This window comes from Synechococcus sp. HK01-R, from assembly GCF_014217855.1.
In the GTDB taxonomy this organism is placed as follows: domain Bacteria; phylum Cyanobacteriota; class Cyanobacteriia; order PCC-6307; family Cyanobiaceae; genus Synechococcus_C.
Map to the genome: position 1 here is coordinate 1798925 of NZ_CP059059.1, position 21525 is coordinate 1820449.

Annotated in this window: 24 protein-coding genes and 1 tRNA gene; 16 read left to right on the plus strand and 9 right to left on the minus strand. The window is 59.2% G+C overall.

All coding sequences use genetic code 11. From position 1 onward, the window contains the following. Positions 1-13 precede the first annotated feature (13 nt). Positions 14-229, plus strand: coding sequence for a DUF2949 domain-containing protein (locus H0O21_RS09550; protein ID WP_185189515.1), 216 nt, complete (start codon positions 14-16; stop codon positions 227-229). Here H0O21_RS09550 and H0O21_RS09555 read toward each other — a convergent pair whose 3' ends face one another. Then, positions 230-793: an adenine phosphoribosyltransferase gene (locus tag H0O21_RS09555; RefSeq protein WP_185189516.1), complete on the minus strand. Its 564-nt coding sequence runs from the start codon at positions 791-793 to the stop codon at positions 230-232. It lies immediately after the preceding gene. Here H0O21_RS09555 and H0O21_RS09560 point away from each other — a divergent pair. From H0O21_RS09560 to H0O21_RS09575, 4 genes are read left to right on the plus strand one after another with little or no spacing between them, the layout of a single operon-like run. Further along, positions 792-1316 (plus strand): DUF3038 domain-containing protein, encoded by a 525-nt coding sequence (locus H0O21_RS09560; RefSeq protein ID WP_131457362.1) that lies wholly within the window; start codon positions 792-794, stop codon positions 1314-1316. The genes H0O21_RS09555 and H0O21_RS09560 overlap by 2 nt on opposite strands. A gap of 4 nt (positions 1317-1320) precedes the next feature. Beyond that, positions 1321-1914: a DUF4335 domain-containing protein gene (locus H0O21_RS09565; RefSeq protein WP_185189517.1), complete on the plus strand. Its 594-nt coding sequence runs from the start codon at positions 1321-1323 to the stop codon at positions 1912-1914. 46 nt (positions 1915-1960) lie between these two features. Further along, positions 1961-2206, plus strand: coding sequence for a hypothetical protein (locus tag H0O21_RS09570; RefSeq protein WP_131457366.1), 246 nt, complete (start codon positions 1961-1963; stop codon positions 2204-2206). A gap of 11 nt (positions 2207-2217) precedes the next feature. Beyond that, positions 2218-2634, plus strand: a complete 417-nt coding sequence (locus H0O21_RS09575) for a hypothetical protein (RefSeq protein ID WP_255440970.1) — start codon at positions 2218-2220, stop codon at positions 2632-2634. On the opposite strand, the gene H0O21_RS09580 is transcribed toward H0O21_RS09575, so the two are convergent. Continuing rightward, the gene (locus H0O21_RS09580; RefSeq protein ID WP_240789393.1) at positions 2625-3098 is read right to left on the minus strand and encodes an EF-hand domain-containing protein; all 474 of its coding nucleotides are present in this window, start codon (positions 3096-3098) and stop codon (positions 2625-2627) included. The two genes, H0O21_RS09575 and H0O21_RS09580, sit on opposite strands and share 10 nt — an antisense overlap. A 140-nt stretch (positions 3099-3238) precedes the next feature. On the opposite strand from H0O21_RS09580, the gene H0O21_RS09585 reads away from it, so the two are divergent. The 3 genes from H0O21_RS09585 to ppk2 all read left to right on the plus strand — a co-directional run bounded on the left by H0O21_RS09585 (position 3239) and on the right by ppk2 (position 6326). Continuing rightward, on the plus strand, positions 3239-3964 hold the full coding sequence (locus tag H0O21_RS09585) for a response regulator (protein WP_185189519.1): 726 nt from the start codon (positions 3239-3241) through the stop codon (positions 3962-3964). Beyond that, a complete protein-coding gene (locus H0O21_RS09590) occupies positions 3961-5283 on the plus strand; it encodes an ATP-binding protein (RefSeq protein ID WP_185189520.1) in 1323 nt (440 codons plus the stop codon). Before H0O21_RS09585 ends, H0O21_RS09590 begins: the two co-directional genes overlap by 4 nt. Positions 5284-5351: 68 nt before the next feature. Continuing rightward, a complete protein-coding gene (ppk2, locus tag H0O21_RS09595) occupies positions 5352-6326 on the plus strand; it encodes a polyphosphate kinase 2 (protein ID WP_185189521.1) in 975 nt (324 codons plus the stop codon). Positions 6327-6407: 81 nt separating this feature from the next. Here ppk2 and H0O21_RS09600 read toward each other — a convergent pair whose 3' ends face one another. From H0O21_RS09600 to H0O21_RS09620, 5 genes are all read right to left on the minus strand, one after another. Next, positions 6408-6659, minus strand: a complete 252-nt coding sequence (locus H0O21_RS09600; protein ID WP_185189522.1) for a hypothetical protein — start codon at positions 6657-6659, stop codon at positions 6408-6410. Between the two features lie 66 nt (positions 6660-6725). Continuing rightward, a complete protein-coding gene (locus H0O21_RS09605) occupies positions 6726-7145 on the minus strand; it encodes a thermonuclease family protein (protein WP_255440971.1) in 420 nt (139 codons plus the stop codon). 134 nt (positions 7146-7279) lie between these two features. Continuing rightward, the gene (locus H0O21_RS09610) at positions 7280-9451 is read right to left on the minus strand and encodes a glutamine synthetase III (RefSeq protein WP_185189523.1); all 2172 of its coding nucleotides are present in this window, start codon (positions 9449-9451) and stop codon (positions 7280-7282) included. A 47-nt stretch (positions 9452-9498) separates the two neighbouring features. Continuing rightward, the gene (arsJ, locus tag H0O21_RS09615; RefSeq protein ID WP_131457374.1) at positions 9499-10761 is read right to left on the minus strand and encodes an organoarsenical effux MFS transporter ArsJ; all 1263 of its coding nucleotides are present in this window, start codon (positions 10759-10761) and stop codon (positions 9499-9501) included. 6 nt (positions 10762-10767) lie between these two features. Continuing rightward, positions 10768-11796, minus strand: a complete 1029-nt coding sequence (locus H0O21_RS09620) for an ArsJ-associated glyceraldehyde-3-phosphate dehydrogenase (protein WP_185189524.1) — start codon at positions 11794-11796, stop codon at positions 10768-10770. 142 nt (positions 11797-11938) lie between these two features. Between H0O21_RS09620 and H0O21_RS09625 the strand changes: the two genes are divergently transcribed. The 4 genes from H0O21_RS09625 (at position 11939) to H0O21_RS09640 (ending at position 13751) form a co-directional block, all read left to right on the plus strand. After that, complete coding sequence (locus H0O21_RS09625) at positions 11939-12271, plus strand: helix-turn-helix transcriptional regulator (RefSeq protein ID WP_131457378.1); 333 nt, start codon at positions 11939-11941, stop codon at positions 12269-12271. 9 nt (positions 12272-12280) lie between these two features. Further along, positions 12281-12898, plus strand: coding sequence for a DUF938 domain-containing protein (locus tag H0O21_RS09630; protein WP_185189525.1), 618 nt, complete (start codon positions 12281-12283; stop codon positions 12896-12898). 188 nt (positions 12899-13086) lie between these two features. Then, a complete protein-coding gene (locus H0O21_RS09635) occupies positions 13087-13329 on the plus strand; it encodes a hypothetical protein (RefSeq protein ID WP_131457382.1) in 243 nt (80 codons plus the stop codon). Further along, positions 13326-13751, plus strand: coding sequence for a hypothetical protein (locus H0O21_RS09640; protein WP_185189526.1), 426 nt, complete (start codon positions 13326-13328; stop codon positions 13749-13751). The genes H0O21_RS09635 and H0O21_RS09640 overlap by 4 nt, the downstream gene beginning before the upstream one ends. Before the next feature lie 312 nt (positions 13752-14063). On the opposite strand, the gene H0O21_RS09645 is transcribed toward H0O21_RS09640, so the two are convergent. Both H0O21_RS09645 and nrdJ read right to left on the minus strand, forming a co-directional pair. Then, positions 14064-14148: transfer RNA gene (locus H0O21_RS09645), tRNA-Ser, on the minus strand. 57 nt (positions 14149-14205) lie between these two features. After that, the gene (gene nrdJ, locus H0O21_RS09650; RefSeq protein WP_185189527.1) at positions 14206-16563 is read right to left on the minus strand and encodes a ribonucleoside-triphosphate reductase, adenosylcobalamin-dependent; all 2358 of its coding nucleotides are present in this window, start codon (positions 16561-16563) and stop codon (positions 14206-14208) included. A gap of 191 nt (positions 16564-16754) precedes the next feature. Here nrdJ and H0O21_RS13440 point away from each other — a divergent pair, with 191 nt between their 5' ends. The 4 genes from H0O21_RS13440 to H0O21_RS09665 are packed head-to-tail and all read left to right on the plus strand — an operon-like array spanning position 16755 to position 21326. Next, positions 16755-18023: a hypothetical protein gene (locus tag H0O21_RS13440; RefSeq protein WP_255440973.1), complete on the plus strand. Its 1269-nt coding sequence runs from the start codon at positions 16755-16757 to the stop codon at positions 18021-18023. 11 nt (positions 18024-18034) lie between these two features. Then, positions 18035-18901, plus strand: coding sequence for a mechanosensitive ion channel family protein (locus H0O21_RS13445; RefSeq protein ID WP_255440974.1), 867 nt, complete (start codon positions 18035-18037; stop codon positions 18899-18901). Beyond that, on the plus strand, positions 18901-19680 hold the full coding sequence (locus H0O21_RS09660; protein ID WP_185189528.1) for a class I SAM-dependent methyltransferase: 780 nt from the start codon (positions 18901-18903) through the stop codon (positions 19678-19680). The genes H0O21_RS13445 and H0O21_RS09660 overlap by 1 nt, the downstream gene beginning before the upstream one ends. Continuing rightward, entirely contained in the window at positions 19677-21326 is a 1650-nt protein-coding gene (locus H0O21_RS09665; protein ID WP_185189529.1) for a peptide chain release factor 3, read from the plus strand. Before H0O21_RS09660 ends, H0O21_RS09665 begins: the two co-directional genes overlap by 4 nt. The last annotated feature ends 199 nt before the right edge of the window (positions 21327-21525 follow it).

Consider the following 21525-nt stretch of genomic DNA (forward strand, 5'->3'; position numbering starts at 1 on the left):
TCAGACTGGATGCATGGTGTTCAGCAGCTCACCCCAGCCCCGGCCCCCAGCGACGCTCCTGAAGTTTCTCCAGGAGAAGCTGGGCCTCAGCGACAATGCGCTCCAGCTTGGCCTTCGTCAGGCTGAGCTGGAGCAAGCTCCCCTGCCGATCGTTCTTTGGAGCTTCGGGCTTCTCAGCCTTGCTCAGTATCAGGCAGTTCTTGATTGGCAGCAGAACGAGCAGATCTGATCAGTTGTAAACAACCAGCGATTCCACCGGGGTCTGCTCCGGAAGCCGCCGCCGACCCTCCAGGGCTGCTAGCTCAACAACAAACCCGCAACCAACCAATTGCCCGCCCGCTTCGGACACGAGCGAGGCGGTGGCGCTTGCGGTTCCACCGGTTGCCAGGAGGTCGTCAACAATCAGTACGCGGGCGCCATCGCGCAAGGCCTCGGCGTGCATTTCCAGTCGATCACTCCCGTATTCCAGGGAATAATCGATCGCGATCACCTCGCCCGGCAGCTTTCCAGGCTTGCGCACGGGTACGAAGCCGATGCGTTGGTCGGTGGCCAGAGCAGTGCCAACAATGAATCCCCGGGATTCAATCCCCACGATGAGATCAGGCTGCACTTGTTCGCAGACCGTCCCGAGTCGACGCATGACCTCAGCCCATCCCTCGGGATCTCGAAGCAAGGGGCTGATGTCGCGGAACAGGATTCCCGGCTTGGGGAAATCGGGAATGTCCCGGATGTACTGGCGAAGATCCAAGGAAGGGTGACGCAGAGGCCTCAGCCCTGTCATCATCGCAGCCATGACCGACGCCACTGCTGAACTGGGCCGACGCGGATTCGAGCGTCTCGACCTGTTGCTCCTCACTGTTGAGGCTCTCGATCTCAATGGTGGGGAGGCCATGGTCTGGGCGACCCAGCAACTGGGCTTCTCTGATCTGTTCCCCAATCGGGTGGAGCTGTGGAAGCGGCGCTGCCATAACCCCCTGAGGCGGTCCACCCGTCGAGGCTCCGTGACCTCGAAGGAAACGGATGCACTGATCCAGTTGCTCTGTGCCATGGCCGATCGCCTCTATCCCCTGCTGCATCAACTGCTTTCCCGTCAGGAGCCCGAAGAGCTCACGTCCCAGCGATGGGCGCTCCTCGATCAGCGACTGCGTGCTCTGGTCACCGAACGCATGAACCCTCGGCGCGGAGCTGTGCAACGGCTTCTGGATCTCGAGCAATCCGCGCCACTGCAGCGTCAGCTGGTGCGTTCCCTGGCTCTCTGCTCCGGAGCCGGCGGTGTGGACCGAATGCGGGCCAGCCTTCTCGACCCCACACCCTGAAGCCATGATCAAGCTCTCCTACCGCTACGACCAAACCGCGGCCCGTCTCGAGGTTGAGGGGCTTCCTGACTTCTCTGCTGATCAGGGCAACGGCGTGATCGGCATCCTCTCGGCCTGGCGATTGCAGGTCGTTGGAGCCCCTGAACTCGAAGGCAAGCGGGATCACCTTGAAGCCCTTCTTGCCGTGGTGCTTCCTTATGCACGCCATCAGCTCTCTGGAGTGGCGCGTCGTTTTGGTGCTGATGACGCCCCTGTGAGCATCGCTCCAATGGAGGCAGGCCACGTGCTGGAGCTTCGAAGCAGTCAGCCTGGGGTCGAACCGCTCAGCATCCGATTGGATGACGCCGAGCTTGCTGATCTCGTGCGTTGTCTTGATGCTATGCGCCTGGATCCCCGCGTTCAGGTGGCCTGGCCACCGCTTCCGCAGCGGCCGTTGCAGCGCCGTGAACTTGCCGAACGGATCCCCCTGCATCGGCGTCTGGGTGCTCCTGTTCTTGGTGGATCCGCCCTTTTCGTGGCTGCCGTTCTGGCGATGTGGGTGCCAACTCAACCGCCATCCCAACCACCGAGCGCTGAGGAAGCGGTTCGAGGACGTTGACGAACTCTCTTTGAGCAAGAGAATTGAGTGTGAATGGCCTTAGAGCATGGGAGCCAGCTGGTCGGATCTGAGGCGTCGTGTGGCTCGCATCGGTGCAGCCCTTGATGTGGTTGTACGCAGCGATCCCGAGGTCTGCGGGTTGAGTGGTTCCGGTTATCACCTGACGCTTCACCACAGCGGCTATGGCGACTGCACAGTCGGTGATCTCACCTTGATCGATTGTCCTAACGAACTCGTGCTGTTGGAATTCGAGCGTTGGATGCGCGGTGCCGGTCACCCGCTGGTGTTATGAATCGGCCCAGGTTGCGTTCAATCGCTGGAAAGCCAAAGCCGCGCAAGGTGTTCTCTTCGCGGCGGTCCAGGCCCAGCATTCCTGTCAGGCGCCAAGCCCTTGAAGGGGTTCTGCTTGTGCTGCTCGGTGTGGGGTTGCTGGCCTTTCTCAGTTGGTTGCCCCAGAAGATTGATGCGCTGGTGGTGGTGAGTGAAGCCATTGCCGACCTGATTCGTGGACTGGCGCAATTGCTTGAGGCCCTGTTGGGGATCGCTGCTGTGATTCTTTTGGCCTTGCTCCTGGTCGCTGCGCTGGTGGCTCTGCTGGGTGGAGTCGTACGCCTGACTCGTGCCTGTTGGCGATCGTTTTCAAGTTCATCTGGCTCCGGTCGTGTCGTGGACCACCCTGGCTCGGGACCCAGTCCCCGATCTCGCTCCGCTCAGCGATAAGGCCTTGGTGCCAAAGCTTTCTGAAGCGTCCAGAGCTCAGCCAGGGTCAAAGCTCCATCCTGGTTGAGATCAACGCTCTCGAAATTGCGCGCCAACCAGGGGAGTTGGCGTACTTCCCCTCGATCCAACCGGCCATCGCCATTGCGGTCTGCTTGCTGGAATCGTTTTTGCAGGCGAAAACCGCTTGGCTGGTTGGATGGAACGCGCAGGTCCTCGAGCAGCAGGAAGCCTCTGGAGTCCTGACGGAGCACCCGCTGCTCCAGATAGGGCTGTCCCTGGACTTCCGATCGATCCAGGCGACCGTCGCGATTGAGGTCCATCCGGACGAAGAGTGCTTCCATGCGTCGGCCATAGGCATTCACCTCATCAGGATTCGCCTGGGCTGCTCCGGCATGCATCACCAGCGCTGTCGTCGCTGCAGAGGCCAGAACCCTGACGATCGCGGTCGCTGATGGTTGCTTCATGAGCGCAGGCTATGAAGGAATGCAGTGTCGTTCATGTCTGTTCTGCAACCGTTGACGACTGAGCTGTGACAGGGTCCGATTGTTGCGGACAGATGGCGGCCTGATCCATACGATCAGATCCGACCAGCACGGCGCTTTTCATGACACGTACCTCGATGATCTGGGTCGTCGATGATGATCCGGAACTCCGTCAGATGGTGGGCACCTATCTGATTGATCAGGGTTACGACGTGCGCTGTCTCAGCGATGTGAAGCAGTTCGAGGCCCGGCTTGAATTTCAGCGTCCGGACCTTGTGGTTCTCGACCTGATGATGCCTGGGGATGATGGCCTAACGGCACTCCGGCGCTTGCGTGACGCTGATGATGATCTGCCGGTGGTAATGCTCACGGCCCGAGGGGAGGGGGTGGATCGGATCATCGGTCTGGAGCAGGGTGCCGATGACTACCTTGCCAAGCCTTTCCTTCCCAGAGAGCTGTCGGCCAGGATCGAAGCCGTGTTGCGTCGCCGGATGGCCATGCCCGCGGGAACCCCCTTGGCCGAGGGTGGGGCCGTGCGTTTTGGCGATAACGAACTCGACTTAGCTGCCCGTACCCTCGTGCGTGAGGGAACCCCCACTGTGATCACCAGCGGTGAATTCAGCCTGCTGGCGGCATTCGTGCAACATCCCCATCGCCCGCTCTCCCGCGACCGTCTGATCGAGCTGGCTCGTGGTCCTGGGTGTGAAACTGATACCCGCAGCATGGACGTGCAGGTCTCCAGGGTTCGCAAGTTGGTGGAACCGGATCCCAGCCGTCCGCGCTACATCCAAACGGTTTGGGGGTACGGCTACGTTTTCGTGCCGGATGGAACACCCAGATCACGATGAGAATTGGTGGTGGCTGGAGTCAGTCCGTCCGTTCGTTGCTGGGCTGGTCGGGCGTTGCCATCGGCTGCTGGGGGCTTTGCCTGTTGGCCTTGCAGGCACTCTTTGGTCGCCAGATCGAGGGTCTGCAAAGCGTGCAGCTGGGTCGGGAACTGGCCCTGAATGTGCGGCTCACCGAGCTAGCCCTTGAGCGCTACCCCCCTCATCTGGTGAGCGAACTGACCGGTTTGGATCTGGCCGTGCGCTTTCGCCCTCCTATGGAGGGTTCAGCGTCTCCTTTTCTGCAGCGCCAGGCCAAGGTCTTGCAGCATCAGCTCTGTCAGCGCCTTGCCCATTGCCCGATGGTGGAAGCATCGGGCCGCAGCCGGGTGGTGTGGATCGAGTTGATCTCTCCGTTGGAGCCTGTGTGGTTACGCGTCCCGTTGCGTTCGCCGATGGCCTGGCCGCCGGAGCCGACGTTGCTCGGTTCTTCACTGGTGGCGGCAGCGGTGATCACCGGGGCTCTGTTTTTGCTTTTGGAGGTGGAGCAACCGCTCCGTAGGCTTGAGAAGGTGCTCAGCCGCGTTGGTGAGGGAGAAGATCCTGAAGCGGTTCCAGCTCGAGGAGCCCCCGAGGTGAAGCGTCTGACCCATCGCTTTAACGCCATGGTGCAGCGCCTTGCGGCCACCCGACAGGAGAGGGCAACGATGCTTGCAGGCATTGCCCATGATCTACGTGCGCCAATCACCCGACTGCAGTTCCGGCTATCGCTTCCTTCCCTCTCGGTGGCTGAGCGCGATCGCTGTGCCAACGACCTTGAAGCGCTTGAGCGGATTACTGAACAGTTTCTGCTGTTTGCTGGGGGAGGCGATGGAGAGGAGGCGATCGAGCTGCCCCTGGATCAGCTCCTGGCCGAGGTGTCCAGCAGTCATTCTTCAGACCAATTGCATCTGGATCTGGAACCGATGCAAATCCTCGTTCGTCCAGTCGCGATCTCCCGCGCGGTGGCCAACCTCATCGACAATGCGTTCAGCCATGGCTCTCCACCGGTGCTGTTGCGGTTACGTCGTCGACCGGATGGATGCTCCATCGAAGTCTGGGATCAAGGTGATGGCATGCCAGCTGACCAGTGGGACCGAGCGTTGCAACCCTTTCAACGTTTGGATGAATCCAGAGGTCGGCAGGGTCATTGCGGCCTTGGTCTGGCGATCGTGGCCCATGTGGCCCAGCTCCATGGCGGCACCCTTTCAAGGCTTCCCGCTGACATGAATGGGGAAGACTGCGACTCTGTGGGCGGTCGATTCGGGCTTCAGCTTTTGCTGCCCTTTCCACTGAAAGGTTGAGAAAAGCTTGACCCTGCACTTGCTGTCGACGCTCACGGTGCACCAATGGAGCAGGAGCTCTCCGCACCATGGGTCACAAGGACAAACACGACAAACATCACAAACAAGGCGATCACAAGGGGAAGAAGTCGAAACAACACCCCTCCGAAGCGAAGTTGCCGGACCCAGTGATTGCGGCTCTCGATGGCAGTGAATGCGACATCGACCATCCTTCCGAACTGCTGGATGACCTGCTTGAGGGACGAAACCACAACGGTGATCGCCTGAACAAGAAGCTTTACGAGGCCGAGCTGATCAGGTTGCAGACCGATTTGGTGCGTATGCAGTACTGGATCAAAGCCACCGGATACCGCATGATCGTGCTCTTCGAGGGGCGTGACGCAGCCGGGAAAGGCGGCACGATCAAACGGCTGACAGAACCGATGAACCCCAGGGGTTGTCGTGTGGTGGCCCTCGGCACTCCTTCGGATCAGCAGAAAACCCAGTGGTATTTCCAGCGCTATGTGGAGCACTTTCCCAGCGCCGGCGAGATCGTGGTGTTCGACCGCAGCTGGTACAACCGCGCCGGTGTGGAGCGGGTGATGGGCTTCTGCACTGATGAGCAGGTCGATCAATTCATGGAGGCCTGTCCGCAGTTCGAGCGGATGTTGGTACGCAGCGGCATTCTTCTACTGAAATATTGGTTTTCTGTCAGTGATAAAGAACAGGAAGCCCGCTTCCAGTCGCGTATCGATGATCCCACGCGTCGTTGGAAGCTGAGTCCGATGGATCTTGAGGCGCGCAACCGTTGGGTGGATTTCTCCCGGGCCAAGGACGCGATGTTCGCCCACACCAACATCCCGGAGGCCCCTTGGTTCACCGTGGAAGCTGATGACAAACGGCGGGCACGGCTGAATTGTCTCCGACATGTGCTTAGCAAGGTTCCCTGGGAGGACATGACTCCACCTGGCATTGATCTACCGCCGCGGCCTGAGCAGGGCGACTACATCCGGCCGCCCATCAACGAACAGTTTTTCGTGCCGAATGCCTACCCCTACGCATGATCATGTTGTGTTGAGCTGATCAGCCGTGCAGCTGGGCGAACCAGAACCCGGCCAGTTGCCAGGAACTCCACAGAAAGATCGCTAAAAACAGCCAGTTGAGCCAGGCAGGGCGTTGGTCGTTACTGAACACCAATCAGCATCGCGAAGGGAAACACCGGCACCGCCGGCACGCTTCAGATCATGCATCCCCTCCAGCTGTCTGTACACCGCCTTCAGTTGACGCTGGATGTGGTCGGTATGGGGCATGGCGCTGAGGGTGCCGAGGGCTTCCTCGAGATGCTGTTTCGCATCGATGAGCAGGCGGCAGTCTGTGCTTCCGGGTTCGTAACTCATTGGAGGTGTTCCACTTGAATCCATTCAGTCAGTGGTCCTGCGCCGCTGCTGTGTGCATGCACACCATCAGGGGGCGAGTTGTTTTTCGACTGGAGTGCGTTCTCGCAGATCCCATGGACGCGTCATGCCGTTCTGCACACTCCAGATGCCGACCCCTCTGGCCCTGGCCTCCGATTGCCAAGCTGTATAGGGGAGGTCATCGCAGCAGCCCAGAAAGCCGTCATAGGCAAAAACTTGCCCTTCGCGCAGCAGAGGTTCGACCAGATCCCTGTCCCCGCGTTTCAGGGTTCCCACCAAACGTCCGTGAACGTCGCGTGCCCTCAGCTGAAATTGCCACTGGCTGCCAATGGTGGCCTCTTTGGCCAACGCCTCTTTGGCGGTTTTCGCCCAAGGCTGTTGTTGGAGACGTGGTGCCTGAATGCAGCTCAATCGCAGGGTGCGTCCCTGGCCATTGATCTCCACAAGCAGTTCCTGGCCGTTGTTCACGGCCAGGATTCCAATCGTTGTGCTCGGAGTCGTGACGGGAGACCGAGTATCAGCCCAAACAGCCTGCGTAGTTTCCACCGCTAGGACCGACAGCAGTAGCGCGAGGGCTTGGCCTCGATTCACCTGTCTCTCGATCAACGCACGAACAGCATCTCTCGATAGGAGGGCAGAGGCCAGCGATCGTCATCACTGAGGCTTTCAAGGCTGTCGACTGCTTCGCGCAGTTGCAGCAAGCGGGGAAGGATGACAGCGGCGCAACGGTTCATCGATGCAGCTGTGTCGCCGTGATGCAGCTGTTGCAATTCACCTTCGAGGGCGTCGGTCTGTTCGTCCATGCGCTTCTGCAGAGCCGCCATCCTTTGGAGGTTGCGTCGGTCCGGTTGAAGGTCGAGGGAGAGCTGCTGCTGAAGGCTGCGCGCCATGCAGCTGATCTGCTTCTGGACCGCAGGACTGATCTGGGTTCGCACCATCGATAACGCCACCCGCGCTTCCACCTCAATCGCCAGCACGTACTGTTCGCCGTAGACCTCGTAACGACTCTCCAGTTCCACAGGATTGATCACCCCCTGGCGTTGGAAGAGATCACGCACGTCGTCGCGACGCAGCACGGGAAGGGCCTCAGCGGTGTTCTTCAGGTTCTCTAGTCCGCGCTGTTCAGTTGCTTCCCGATGCCAGGCATCGGAGTAGCCGTCACCTCCGAAGATGGCGACCCCATGAAGATCCACCACTTGCTTCAGTACGCCGGCTGAGGCCTGCTCCAGGGTCTGGCCTGCTGCCATTTCCGACTCGAGTCGATCGCTGATCCACTCCAGGGAATCGGCCAGCACGGTGTTCATCGCCACAAGAGGCCCTGCCACCGATTGGCCGGAGCCCACGGCCCTGAATTCAAAGCGGTTTCCCGTAAAGGCGAAGGGGGAGGTGCGGTTGCGGTCACCAGCGTCCTTGGGGAATTCAGGGAGGGTATCGACGCCCAGCTGCATGAGGCCGCCGCTGCTGCTGGCGGTCACCTCTCCACGCTGAATCTGCTGGAACACCTGCTCCAGCTGTTGGCCGAGATACACCGAGATGATGGCTGGAGGGGCTTCGTTCGCTCCAAGTCGATGGTCATTACCGGCGGTAGCGACCACGGCTCTCAGTAAGGCTCCATAACGGTGGACGCCACGGATCACTGCGGCGCAGAAGAGCAGGAACTGAAGATTGTCGTGGGGGGTATGGCCGGGATCGAGCAAGTTGCCCTGGGTGCTGTTGCCCACGGACCAGTTCACGTGCTTCCCAGAGCCGTTGATGCCGGCAAAGGGTTTTTCGTGCAGCAGGCAGGTGAAGCCATGCCGTTTTGCTGTGCTTTTCAGCACGGTCATGATCAACTGCTGGTGATCTGTGGCCACGTTCGCGGCCTCATGCACCGGTGCGATCTCGAATTGGCCTGGTGCCACTTCGTTGTGCCTGGTCTTGGCAGGGATCCCGAGACGGTAGAGCTGTTGTTCCACGTCCTGCATGAACACCTGCACCCGCTCAGGGATTGCCCCGAAGTAGTGATCATCGAACTGCTGACCTTTCGGTGACGCTGCACCGAACAGCGTGCGTCCTGCCAGCTGCAGATCAGGACGAAGGGTGGCGAACTGGCTGTCCACCAGGAAGTACTCCTGTTCAGCCCCGCAGGAGCTGTTCACGGGTGCCACGTCTTGATTGCCAAGCAGCCGGAGCAGGCGTTGGGCCTGCCGATTCATGGCGGCGTTCGAGCGCAGGAGTGGTGTCTTCTTGTCGAGCGCTTCCCCTGTCCAGCTCACAAACACTGTCGGGATGCAGAGGGTCACACCATTCGGTGTGCGCATCAAGTACGCCGGGCTGGTGATGTCCCAGGCCGTGTAGCCGCGAGCTTCGAAGGTGGAACGGATCCCTCCATTGGGGAAGGAGCTTCCGTCGGGCTCCCCCTGTACCAGAAGCTTGCCGGAAAACTCATGAATGGCTTCTCCGTCGCCCTGCGGACTGATGAAGCCGTCGTGCTTCTCGGCTGTGGAGTTTGTGAGGGGATAGAAAACGTGTGCGTAGTAATGGGCACCTCGGGCCAAAGCCCAGTCCTTCATGGCCTGAGCTACAACATCGGCCACATCCAGATCGAGCTTCCCTCCATCGCGGATCACGCGGCGTACGGCCTTGTAAGCCTCCTTGGGCAGGGCATTCTTCATGCGTTGCAGCGTGAAGACATCGCTGGCCCAGATCGATTCCAGCGGCGGTGTCGGCTCGCAGGGCATCGGTTCACGCTGCTGAATGGCCTGAAGGGCGGCCAGCCGGGCGGGATGGGGCATAGGGGCCAACGACCCGCCGAGGCGGGGACGACGATCAATCCTTCAAATTAAGCGGCCGCTTTCTCCACGGCAGCTGGAGCCGGTAAACGCAAGCTGCTCAGCCAAGAGAGGAGCACCAGCAACGAGGAGCACCAAAGGCAGGCCTGCATCCCTGAGGATGGCGTCCCGCCAATCAGAAACACAGCACCTGAAAGCAGGGTTCCCACGAGGCGGCCCGCTGCATTGGCCATGTAATAGAAGCCCACATTGAGGCTCACGCTCTCGGTATCGGTGTAGGCGAGCACCATGTAGGAGTGGATGGAGGAGTTCATCGCGAACACCACCCCGAAGGCTGCAAGTCCGCCGATGATGGCCGTGCTGACATCCACTTCTCTCCAGAGAGCCACAGCGATCAGGGCGGGAATGGCTGTGAGTACGCCACTCCAGAACTGGACGGCGCCGACCCCTGGGCTGCGGGTCTGACCCCAGAGACGCCGGAGGCCGGGCGCCGTGCCTTGCACGATTCCGTAGCCGATCACCCAAAGACCAAGGAAGCCACCGATTTCCCAGAATCCCCAGCCAAGGGACGCTTCGAGAAAGACAGGCAGGGCGACGACGAACCAGACGTCGCGGGCTCCGAATAAGAAGAACCGAGCCAGCGAGAGGATGTTGATTCCCTCAGATTTTGAGAAAAGAGAGGAGAAGGCTGGCTTGGCCTTCATCTTGCCAATCTCTCCTGGTAAAACCAAGGTCAGCAGGAACGCCAAGGCGAGCCCCGCTGCCATCAGGCCAACCGCGTTGTTGAACCCGAAGACAGTCAGCAGTACGCCGCCGAGAAAAAATCCCACCCCCTTGAGGGCATTTTTGGATCCCGTGAGGATGGCCACCCATTGGAAGAGTTGGTTCTCCCCTCGCTGCGCGTCATCAGGGGTTTCCGGCACCACGGTCTTGATGGCACTTTTGGCACTCATCTTGTTGAGGTCCTTGGCGATACCGCTGATCGCCTGCGCCACCATCACGTAGCCCACGCTGAGCAGTTTGGGCCAGCTGGCAGACACAGGAACCAGCATCAAAAGCGCAAGGATTTGTAGGAGTGTTCCTCCCCAGAGGGTGAGCCTCAGGCCGTAGCGCGCACCGATCCAGCCTCCATAGAGATTGGTGAGCACTCCGAAGAATTCATAGAAGAGGAAGAGAAAGGCAATCTCCAGCGTGGAGTAACCGAGGCCGTGGAAGTGGAACACCACAAGCATGCGTAGTGCGCCATCGGTGAGTGTGAAGGCCCAGTAGTTGGCCGTCACGATCCCGTATTGCTGCAGGGCTGAGAGTTTCATGGTTGATCAGTGCTGCTGCTCCATGGCCACCACATGGCAGACGAGGTCAGCCATACGGCTGCTGTAACCCCATTCGTTGTCATACCAGGCGAACACCTTGAGTTGGTTGCCATCGACCACCATCGTTGAAGGTGCATCGATGATCGAACTGCGACTGTCGTTCGTGTAATCGCACGAGACGAGAGGGCGCTCCTCGTAGCCCAGAATTCCCCGAAGTGTTCCTTCCGCGGCATCTTTGAAGGCTGCATTGACTTCGTCAACGCTGACATCGCGTTTCAGTTCGAAGACGGCGTCGGTGAGGGAGCCATTGAGCAGGGGCACGCGAACCGCATGGCCATTGAGCTTGCCTTGCAGCTCAGGAAAGATCATGGCAATCGCCTTTGCCGATCCAGTGGTGGTTGGGATCAGCGATGTCAATCCGGAGCGGGCTCGACGCCAATCGCTTTTGAAGGCATCAATCGGCACTTGCGTGTTGGTGATGTCGTGGATCGTGGTGATCATTCCGTGCTTGATCCCGAACTGTTCGTGCACAACTTTCACGACCGGGGCAAGGCAATTGGTGGTGCATGAGGCGGCGGTCACCAGTTTGTGGCGGGCCGGTTCGTAGAGGTGATGGTTGATCCCATAGACAACGTTCAGCGCCTCAGCTCCGGCGATGACTCCCTTGACGGGACAGGCCACCACAACGCGTTTGAGACCAAGAGTCTCGAAGTAGGGATGCAGGGTTTCGGGTGTTTTGATCTTGCCGCTGGCCTCCAGGACCATCTCCACCCCACGCTCCTGCCAAGGCACGGCCGTGATCTCTTTCTGCTGTGACCAGGTCAGTGTCTGGCCCTCAACGCTGAAACCGTCAGGTTCTGCCTTGATCCCCCGATCCCAGCGCCCATGGACCGAATCGAATTCGAGCAGATGCGCTGCGGTTGGCGCGTCACCGGCAGGGTCATTGATATGCACCAGTTCAATGCCCGGGCGACCCCACAGGGCACGGAAGACCAGACGTCCGATCCGTCCGAAGCCGTTGATTCCGATCCGCATGCTGGTTGAGCCGAGGGCAGCGCCGTCAGCTTAAATCAAAAAGAGTTGATGAATCAACCTTGATTGATTGGTCGTTGATGGCCCCCTCCTGTTCTGGTCTCGATAGGTTTGGACCACGATTGGTTCGCGGATATTGGCTGTGATGTCGCCTGCGCTGGAGCATCCTTCATCTTTGGGCTCCGATCAGGCCCGTGGTCTCCTCAAGGCCCTGGCTGATCCCCTGCGCTTAAAAATCATCGAGGCGCTTTCCGCCGGAGAGCGATGTGTGTGTGATCTCACCGCAGAACTTGCCCTCTCTCAGTCACGCCTCTCCTTCCATCTGAAGGTGCTCCGGGAGTGCGGCCTGCTTGAGGACCGTCAGGAGGGTCGCTGGGTGTATTACAGCCTCAGGCCAGATCGGATCAACGCCTTACGTGCCTGGCTCGCATTGCTGGAGCAGAACTGCCAAACACCTGCTCGCCAGTGCTGCGACTGAAGACGGCTGATGCAGGACTCGAGGCTTTATTTCCCGGCTACGGAGCGCAACCGCGAGCCGATTGCCAGCACCCTGGATGGATGGTTGCCGGCAGAGGGGTCTGTCCTGGAGCTGGCCAGCGGAAGTGGGGAGCATGCGGTCAGTTTTCAGACCCGCTTTCCTGGCCTTCGTTGGCAGGCAAGTGATCCCGACCCCCTGCATCTCGAGAGCATCAGGGCCTGGAGGGCCCATGCCGGTCTCCAGGCCTCGATGCCGGAGCCGCTTCGACTCGATGTGCGCCAGTGGCCCTGGCCGCTTCCAGCGGACGTCGCACTGGATCTCCAGGCGGTGGTGGTGATCAACCTTTTGCACATTGCTCCCTGGGACTGTGCGATGGCGCTCCTGGCGGGCGCGTCTCGCTTGCTGCCGGTGGGAGGGTCGTTGATTGTTTATGGCCCCTTCCGCCGTCATGGCGGACACACCAGCGACAGCAACGCAGCCTTTGATCGGTCTCTGCGGGAGAGGAATCCACTCTGGGGAGTTCGTGATCTAGAAGCTGTGGAGCAACTCGCGGGCGACTCTGGTTTCGCCCTGGAGGAGGTGCGCCCCCTTCCTGCCAACAATCTTTGCCTGTTGCTGAGACTCTGAAGCTCGCCGTCGCAACAGGGTGTTTCGTTGGATCCCTTGCGTTGGGGCAGACGTGCCAGCTCTCGCTTTCTTGCGCCTTTGTTGGGACATCAATTCGTTCTCGAGTCGCCCTGAAGTATCTGTGGGGTATCCCTCAAGTTGCTTCCCGGTTGCTTATGGGTTAGTTTTGTGTTGTTGGCTCCCCTCGCATGAAGGCCGTCCCCCGGGAAAACCAGGTGAAGCTCACGGTCTCCGTGCCTCCCAGCCTCCATGTCTTGTTGCGCAGTTGGGCGCAATGCGAGGGCAGGGAACTCACCAGTGTCGTGCTGCAGTGCGTCGAGCTCTCGATCCGCCAGCTCAAAAGCAACGGAGCCATTCCCACTGGGGCGATTCGTAGTTACGAGTTGGCCTGCGAGGAGCGGCTTGCTGCAGGCGGGGGGATCAGCGCATGAACGCGAGTGCCCTGTCAGTGATGGAAGAGGCTCTGCGCGCTCCTGTGATGGATGCGGTGATCGCTGTCACCGAGCGCTACCAATATCTCGAGGAGAACCGCGGTGCAAGGGTTTACACCGCCTATCGCGAAGTCGATCACGTGCTTCAGGTCGGTTTTTCGCTTGATTTCAATAGCCGGTTGCAGGCTGATCTCGAGAGGCGTGGCTTTACGGTTCTCGCTGAGCGGGAGGGAACGCAGCGGGAGCATCGACTGCTGTTGCTCACCCTCGGGGAAATCGGATTCTGCGCCACTTACAGCAAGGATTACTTCACCGCGTCCCGAGGGCTCATTCGTCATCTCCGCAATTTGGGCTGGCCTCTGGGGTCTTTGTCGTCATTGCTCAGAAGCCCGCGGTGTGACAAGGATTCGCCCGCGATCTGAACCCCTCTAGCCTTGGAGCGGTTGTGCTCCTGTGCTGTGCGTCATTGTTTCTGGCTTTTGCTGATGCTCTGCTTCAGCGCTCTTTCGGGTATCGCCAGAGCTCAGGACAATGGTTTGAACTGCGAGGCCTTCAGCTCAGGCTTCACCACTCCAGAAGGGTGTCTGGATGGCAGTCAACCGAGCTCAGGACCCACGTCTGGAGACCAGTGGCAAGTGGATGATGATGCGGGGCTTTGGTACGATGAGGGGTTTGGCCCAGGTTTCCTTCTCTATTGATCAGGTGATCCCAAGCTTCATGTTGCTGGGATGAAACGGAGAGGGTGGGATTCGAACCCACGGAGGCTCGCACCTCGCTGGTTTTCAAGACCAGAGCCATAAACCACTCGACCACCTCTCCAGGTGCCTGCTCGCGCTCGCAAGCAGGCCATTATTTTAAGCGTCGGCCCCGAGGAGCTCAGTCCTTGGGCTTCGCCAGCGGCAGCAGGCATTTGTCGGAATCGCAGCCAGCCGGGCCAGCTTCAGTGAGCTCGCCACTGTCATAGCGCTGGAGAGCTTCAAAGAAGTCGCTGGAAACTCGACGCTCGATCACCTCGGCCTGCATCCGTTCGTAGGTCGCCGCATCGATCGGCTCGAAGGGCAATCGAGGGAAGGTGGCATTGGCATCGAAGCGGGCGAGCAGTGCCGCAGAGATGTAGCCATCTCCTGCTTGGATCGTTTGGTGGAGGGCGTCAGTGAGAGGTTCGATCTCATGCTCACGGAATTCGATCGTCGCCGAGGTGTTGTGGGCGGTGTAGTGGGTTTGCACCTGCATGTAGAAGTCAAACTGGGCCATCGCCGAGAAGGCGTTGATGTCAACGGCATCGGCTCCAGGCAGATTGGCCCAGCTCACTTCCGTAGGGATCTCCACCAGCCATTCGGTGCAACGTGGATCAAAAGGATCATCGAGAAGTCGACCTTGTTCGTCCTTGTCGGATTGAGATGGCACGACGGTGTAGCCGTAATCCATGCAAGCCATTGCCACAGGGTCGTTTTTCCGGAAGGTAATCCGGCGAATGAAACGTTGGGCTTTGGGTGGATGCCAGCCAGGTGCTGCCCCGGTGAGCAGGCTCTTGGTGCCTGCGGGTTGCACGGTGGTGCAACGGTTCGGCCGGCGTAGGCCATGACGGTCGCAGTAGTCCCACACCGTTTCGTTGACGATGGCTTTCCAGCGACTCAGGAATGCTGCTTCCTGTTGCTTGAAGGCTTTGCCTTCTTCGGTGTCGGGGCGACCAGCTTCCCACCAGGTCAGCCAGGGGGTGCCGAAGGCGTGAACGAAGAAGTCAAATAGGCCAGTGAAGCTCACGCCGACAATTGGATCCCAGGCACGGCTCTGGCGATACCGCTCAACCTCGAAGCGATGATTGAGCAGGCAGGCCACCGACAGAGCTGCGGCGCGGAACGCATCGCGCTGGCCTTCGTCGTCGCTTGGATCGATCTGATTCAGATGGATTTCGGCGAGATTGCAGTGGAAGTCGGCGCCAAGAATTTCACCACAAGGGTTGAGGCCGTAGCGACCCAGTCGATGCTCCAGTTCATCGGCGGCGATCGGACCATGGTTGAGGCTTAACCAGCGACCGGCTTCTTCGCGCCCTTGGTCGCAGTACACCTCGATGAATTCCTTGCGCAGTTCTGGCGTGCTCAGCAGATCTGCATTGGATCGGGCAATCGCTTCAGGCGCGAATTGAATGGCTCCCTCACCACTGTGGAATTGCTTGGTCACAGCCTCCAGCAGCACCTCACGACTGGGACGGGTGTGATAAACGCGGGTGTGGTTGGCCATGCGCAGGGCATCACGCTCGGGGTCGATGCGCCAGTTGCCATCAGCGTCCTGTTGCCAAAGATTGTCTTTAGCGCCCGCGGCAGCAAGGTCGTTAGCCGCGAACTGACGCATGCCCGCGCTGCGACGGATGTTCCCAGCCACGATGGTCACCGCTGCCTCATCAATCAGCAGGCAACATTCCACTGACGTGAGTCTGCGACCGACGGCTTTGCCAAGCAGCCTGGCCACCCGTGCATAAAGGTCTTTGAGTTTGACGGGATTGGCCATCCCTCCAAACCCTTTCAGCGTTTCACCGACAGGACGAACATCGGAGAGATCAACGTCGACCTGAACTGTGCGACCAGCAAAGCGTTCATCACTGCTCAGTTCGAGCAAAAGCTGATAGCTATCCACCCAGCCTCGGCGGGTGTCACCCACCTTGATGGTGACGTGGTCGCCATTGATGGTGTGACTGGTGTGCTCCTGGCGCTCACCTGCGGGGGTCAGACCGATATCGCTGACCGAGAGCACCTCGATCGGATTGCGCACCACCGGCAGGCGATCAATCAGATGAGGCTCGATGATGGCGCCGGTTCCGCAGCCCATCATCGCCAGGTCCATCATCAGACCGAAGGCTTCCCAATCCACCAAATTGGTGGACGTGCAGTTGTAGGCACCCGAGAAGTTTTCCGGTTGTTCGATCCAGGGGGTCCCCCCGATCCACAGCCAGCGACCGGAGGGCAAAGCCTTCTTCTCGGCTTGCATTCGCGCCAGGAGCTCGACTTCCTCCTGGGTGAGATGACCAAGTTTTGCGAGCCCACCGAGGTTGCGTACCCCCACTTCACTCCAGCTCTCGCGACCAGCAGGCGTACGACGGCTGTAAGTCCGATAAAAGACAGGGTTGGCTGCCGGCGCTGTGGATGGGAAACCACCGCTGAGTTTGGTCACGACTTCGCCGATGGCGTCAGTGCTGTTGGAGCTTGTGGGATCCAGGCGACTGGGGGTGAGGGTCACAGGTATGGAGCAGGCGTCCATGCACACTAACGCCACTGATGGGGGCAGCAAGTGGTGAAAGGCACCACAGGCGGTGCTGCTGCTCCGGTCGCTGTCGCTGCCTTCGCTGCTGCCGTTGTCGCTGTCAGCATGACGTCATCCGTGTTCGGAAGCTGCTGCTGCTGCGTATGCGTCTCAGGTTGTCTCGGCTGATGGCTGGAGCTCTCATCGGAGTTCTGCTTGTGAGCCTCCAGGCGCTCCTGCCTGTTCAGGCTGTGACCGCCCAACGGTCTGCTTTTCCTGCTGCGCAAGCAGCCAGCTCTCGAGGCCTGATCTCCATCCAGGACCAACCCTTCTATGGGGATCTGGAGCAGGCGGCCAGCTCCTGGTCGGATGTTGTGCTGGATCAGGTGGTGGGTGATAGCCCAAGGGCCACGTTGCTCAATTTTTATGCGGTGATGCCCGAGGTGGGGCATCGGGCTGACCAGCTCGGGCGGATCGATGCCCTGCGGGACCCGTCGGTGTCCCCTGCGCAACGCCAGGAGCAGATCGCTGATACCGAATTGCTGTTTCAGTTGGCGGTGAAGTCGCTTGATGCCAGCGCATTCCCCGAGAGTGTGCGAACCGATATGGCTGATGAGGCGGCGATTCAGTTAAAGCACGTTCTCGATTACGTCTTTACTCATAGCCAGAGATTGATTGATATCCCTGATGTTGAGGGTATGAAGCGTTTGAATGACAAACGCACCAATGCTGCTGAGTCTTGGCGCATCCCCGGAACAGCGATCTCTTTGACTTCTGAGCTGGATAATGATCCCGATCAACAGGACTTTTTCTTTTCTGAGGAGACGGTCGCTTCGATATCAGAAATGTATCAGGAGGTGAAGGGGTTTCCCGTTGTTGATCAACCCTTTGCGACTCCATATTTTTATCAAGACTTTATCTACACGCCTGGTTACCTGGTGCCGCCAGGCTGGTATCTCTCCTTGCCAAGAAGCGTTAGAGGCCTGATTGAAGTTCCGATCGGTGATCAAACGTTGTTTCAGATCATCTGCGCGTTGCTCGCCATTGTTCTCTACCTGGCAGTGCTGGGTTGGCTTGCCCGTTTCATGCTCTTGACGTATCGGGATTCACTTGCTGATGAGACTCCGACGCAACTCTGGCATCGCGATCGTTTGGCCTGGAGGCGGGTATTGCTTGTGTTGCCGATCCTCCCTCTTACAAGATTCACGGAGGTGTTCATTGACGATGTTGTTAATTTCACAGGGCTTCCCCTTGTTGTTATCACCTATGCCCTTTATGTGATCTGGTACCTGAGTGCGGGTGTCTTTGTCTTCTTTGTGTTTGAGGCGCTTGGCCGTAGCAGTGCGGAATGGTTGGCCAGGATTCGTGGTCGCCGGTCGCAGTTACAGCTGCAAAGAATCAGCAATTTCGTGATGCCCCTTTGTCGGGCTCTCGGAGCTCTCGTTCCATTGTGTTGATCTATCGATTAATGCTTCTCCTGGGACTCCCTGCCAGCACAGTTCTTGCATTCTCTGCAGTGCCAGGTCTGGCGATTGGTCTTGGCGCTTCCAAGTTGCTCAGTAATTTATTTGCTGGTCTTTCGATTCAAACTGATCGCCCCCTGCGGGTGGGTGAGTGCTGTCGAGTGGGGGAGAATCTTGGTTTCGTTTCTCGGATTGGATTACGTTCCCTAGAGCTGGAGACCCTGGAAAGTCGCGTCACGATTCCCAACTCAGTTGTGGATGAAGCGACGATCATCAACTTCTCTCGACGTGGCTTGCAAGGTGATCGCCCACCGATGCAGGGCCTTGAGGTGCGTCTTGACCTTCAAGGGGAGTGGTCTCCCTTCCAGCTGGAGGAGGTTTTACATCAGGCAAGGCGAACGCTGCGGAGTTGGAGTGTGCTCAAGGAACCGCTCATGAGCCTCGAGCGATCGCCGGACTCTTCACCACAGTTGGTGGTCTTCGCCATGGTGGAGCTCCATGGCTGGCCTGCTTATCTCGACATTCGTGAGCGGCTTCTGATTCATCTCGATGAGGTGATGGAACGGGCTCAGTTGTCGGAAATTGCTCTAGGGATTGCCTACGGAACCCCTGCGGAACAACTGGACCGCCTGCCCTCGTTGGTGGCCAGCGTGGTGGCTGAGGATTCGCAGTTGCAGTTCAAGGCCTTTCGCCTGGAGCGCATTGCTGCCTCCAGCTACGACCACGTGCTCGAATTCAGCTCCAGTCATGAGGATCATGATCACTTCGAGGACAGCCTTCATGACCTCAATCGTCGGCTCATCAGCGCCCTTGAGGACGCGGGGGTTGAGATTCCCTTCCCTACCCAGACCCTGCAGGTGCACCGCTCGTGATGCAACGCACACCCGAGCCTCAATTGATGGAGGAATGCCAGCAGGTTGAGGCCTACGCCGCTGCTGATTTCAATCGCAGTGATCTTCAGGTGATTCGAGGGATTGAACGGCTTTGCCAGGCCCATCAGTGGCAGCCCCGGGATGGCGATTGTGTGCTCGACCTTGGCTGCGGCCCAGGCAACATTTCAGAGCGACTGGCCCGGCTCTGGCCCCAGTGTCATGTGATCGGCATCGATGGATCCGACCCGATGCTGGAGATTGCACGGCGACGCCAGGTCGCGGCAGGTGAGGGTGTTGCTTCAAGGCTGAGCTACGAGGCGCTTTGTATCGGATCGTTGGCTCGCGGTGAGCTGAGGCCCAAAGCTCTCGAGGGCCGTTCAGGAGCAGCACTGATCGTGAGTAACAGCCTCTTGCATCACCTCCATGATCCCGGTCAGCTTTGGCGTCTGCATCAACGGCTCGCTCGGCCAGGTTGTCTTGTGTTGCATCGCGATTTGCGGCGGCCGCCAAGCCCTGAACGCGCTCTGGCCCTTCGTGAAAAGCATCTCGGCGCGGCCCCTTCGGTGCTTCGTCATGACTATCTGGCGTCACTTCACGCTGCCTTCACCCCTGGTGAAGTGTTGGAGCAGCTCCGTGCAGCAGAGCTTCAATGCTTAGACGTGGTGGAGCTGGAGGATCGATATCTCGAGATCCGTGGTGCCTTGCCTTCGATCGGTGCTGGTGTTGTCAGCGATGGACCCGTTAGCTGGCAGGCTGTCTCGAGAACGTCAGCGCCATGACACGGGTTCCCGCCACCGACTCCCAGGACGGCGCCAGCGAGGAGCTGGCTTTGGCGGTGGATCGCCGCCGCAACTTTGCGATCATTTCCCACCCTGACGCCGGCAAGACAACCCTCACAGAGAAGCTTTTGCTTTACGGGGGTGCCATTCAGCAGGCTGGTGCTGTCAAAGCCAGGGGTGAGCAGCGAAAGGTCACCTCGGACTGGATGGAACTCGAGAAACAGCGGGGGATTTCGATCACATCAACTGTTTTGCAGTTTGACTACGGCCCCAACACGATCAACCTGCTCGACACTCCCGGCCACCAGGATTTTTCAGAAGACACCTATCGGACCCTGGCCGCAGCAGACAACGCGGTGATGCTGGAGGACGCAGCCAAAGGGCTTGAACCTCAAACCCGCAAACTCTTTGAGGTCTGCCGCATGCGCCAGATCCCGATCTTCACGTTCATCAACAAGATGGATCGTCCTGGTCGGGAGCCTCTTGCCCTGCTCGATGAGATTGAGGCTGAGCTCGGGCTCACCCCTTGGGCGGTGAATTGGCCGATCGGCAGTGGTGAGCAGTTCCGCGGCGTGATCGACCGTCGCAGCAAGGAGGTGGTGCTGTTCAGTCGTGCTGAACGCGGTCGCCAGTCGGAAGAGCGTCATCTGCACCTGGATGATCCGGAGCTTCAGCAACTGGTGGAAGCCGATCTGCTGGAGCAGGCCGTAGAGGAAATGGAATTGCTCGAGGCGGCCGGGGCCGATCTCGATTTTGAGCTGGTCCACGCAGGCGAACTCACGCCTGTGTTCTTCGGCTCAGCCATGACCAATTTCGGGGTCAGACCCTTTCTGGATGCCTTCCTTGAGATGGCTCAGAAGCCCACGGCACGGAGTGGGAGCGAGGGACTCGTTGATCCCCTCCGGCCTGAATTCAGTGGGTTCGTGTTCAAGCTGCAGGCCAACATGGACCCCCGTCATCGCGACCGTGTCGCTTTTGTGCGAGTTTGCAGCGGCCGTTTTGAGAAGGACATGACCGTGCGCCATGCACGGACGGGTAAGACGATTCGTCTGTCTCGCCCGCAGAAGTTGTTCGGTCAGGACCGTGAAGTTGTTGATGATGCCTACCCAGGCGATGTGATCGGCCTCAATAACCCAGGCATGTTTGCGATCGGTGACACGCTTTACACCGGTACCAAGGTGGAATTCGAGGGCATTCCCTGCTTCAGTCCGGAAATCTTCAGCTGGTTGCGGAACCCCAATCCTTCAGCATTCAAAAATTTCCGCAAGGGCGTCAATGAGCTCCGCGAGGAGGGGGCGGTGCAGATTCTCTATGACACCGATCAGAGCAAGCGCGACCCGATCCTGGCGGCCGTCGGTCAACTGCAGCTTGAGGTGGTGCAACACCGCCTTGAGAACGAGTACGGCGTGGAAACGCGTCTCGAACCCATGGGCTTTCAAGTGGCCCGCTGGGTGAGTGGAGGATGGCCGGCCCTTGAACGGGTTGGTCGCATCTTCAATTGCAAAACGGTGCAGGATGCCTGGTCAAGGCCAGTGCTGCTGTTCAAGAACACTTGGAATCTCAATCAGCTCCTTGAGGAGCATCCTGAGCTCGAACTCAGCGCTGTGGCTCCTGTGGTGAGTGGTGTGGAACCGATCAGCCTCTGAGTCGCTGCTCGCGACTGCTCAAAAGGCTCGCCAGAATCCATTCTTCCTCTAGTCCGCCACTGTGGACAGCATCTGGCTGCAACGCCCAGGCCCAGATGGGGGCGTTGATTATGTGTGCTTTCGTCGCCCGCAGCAGGGACGCGTCGAAATGCTGGAGGGACATCACCTGCCCCCCCAACTCCCCTTGCTCAAACGCCGA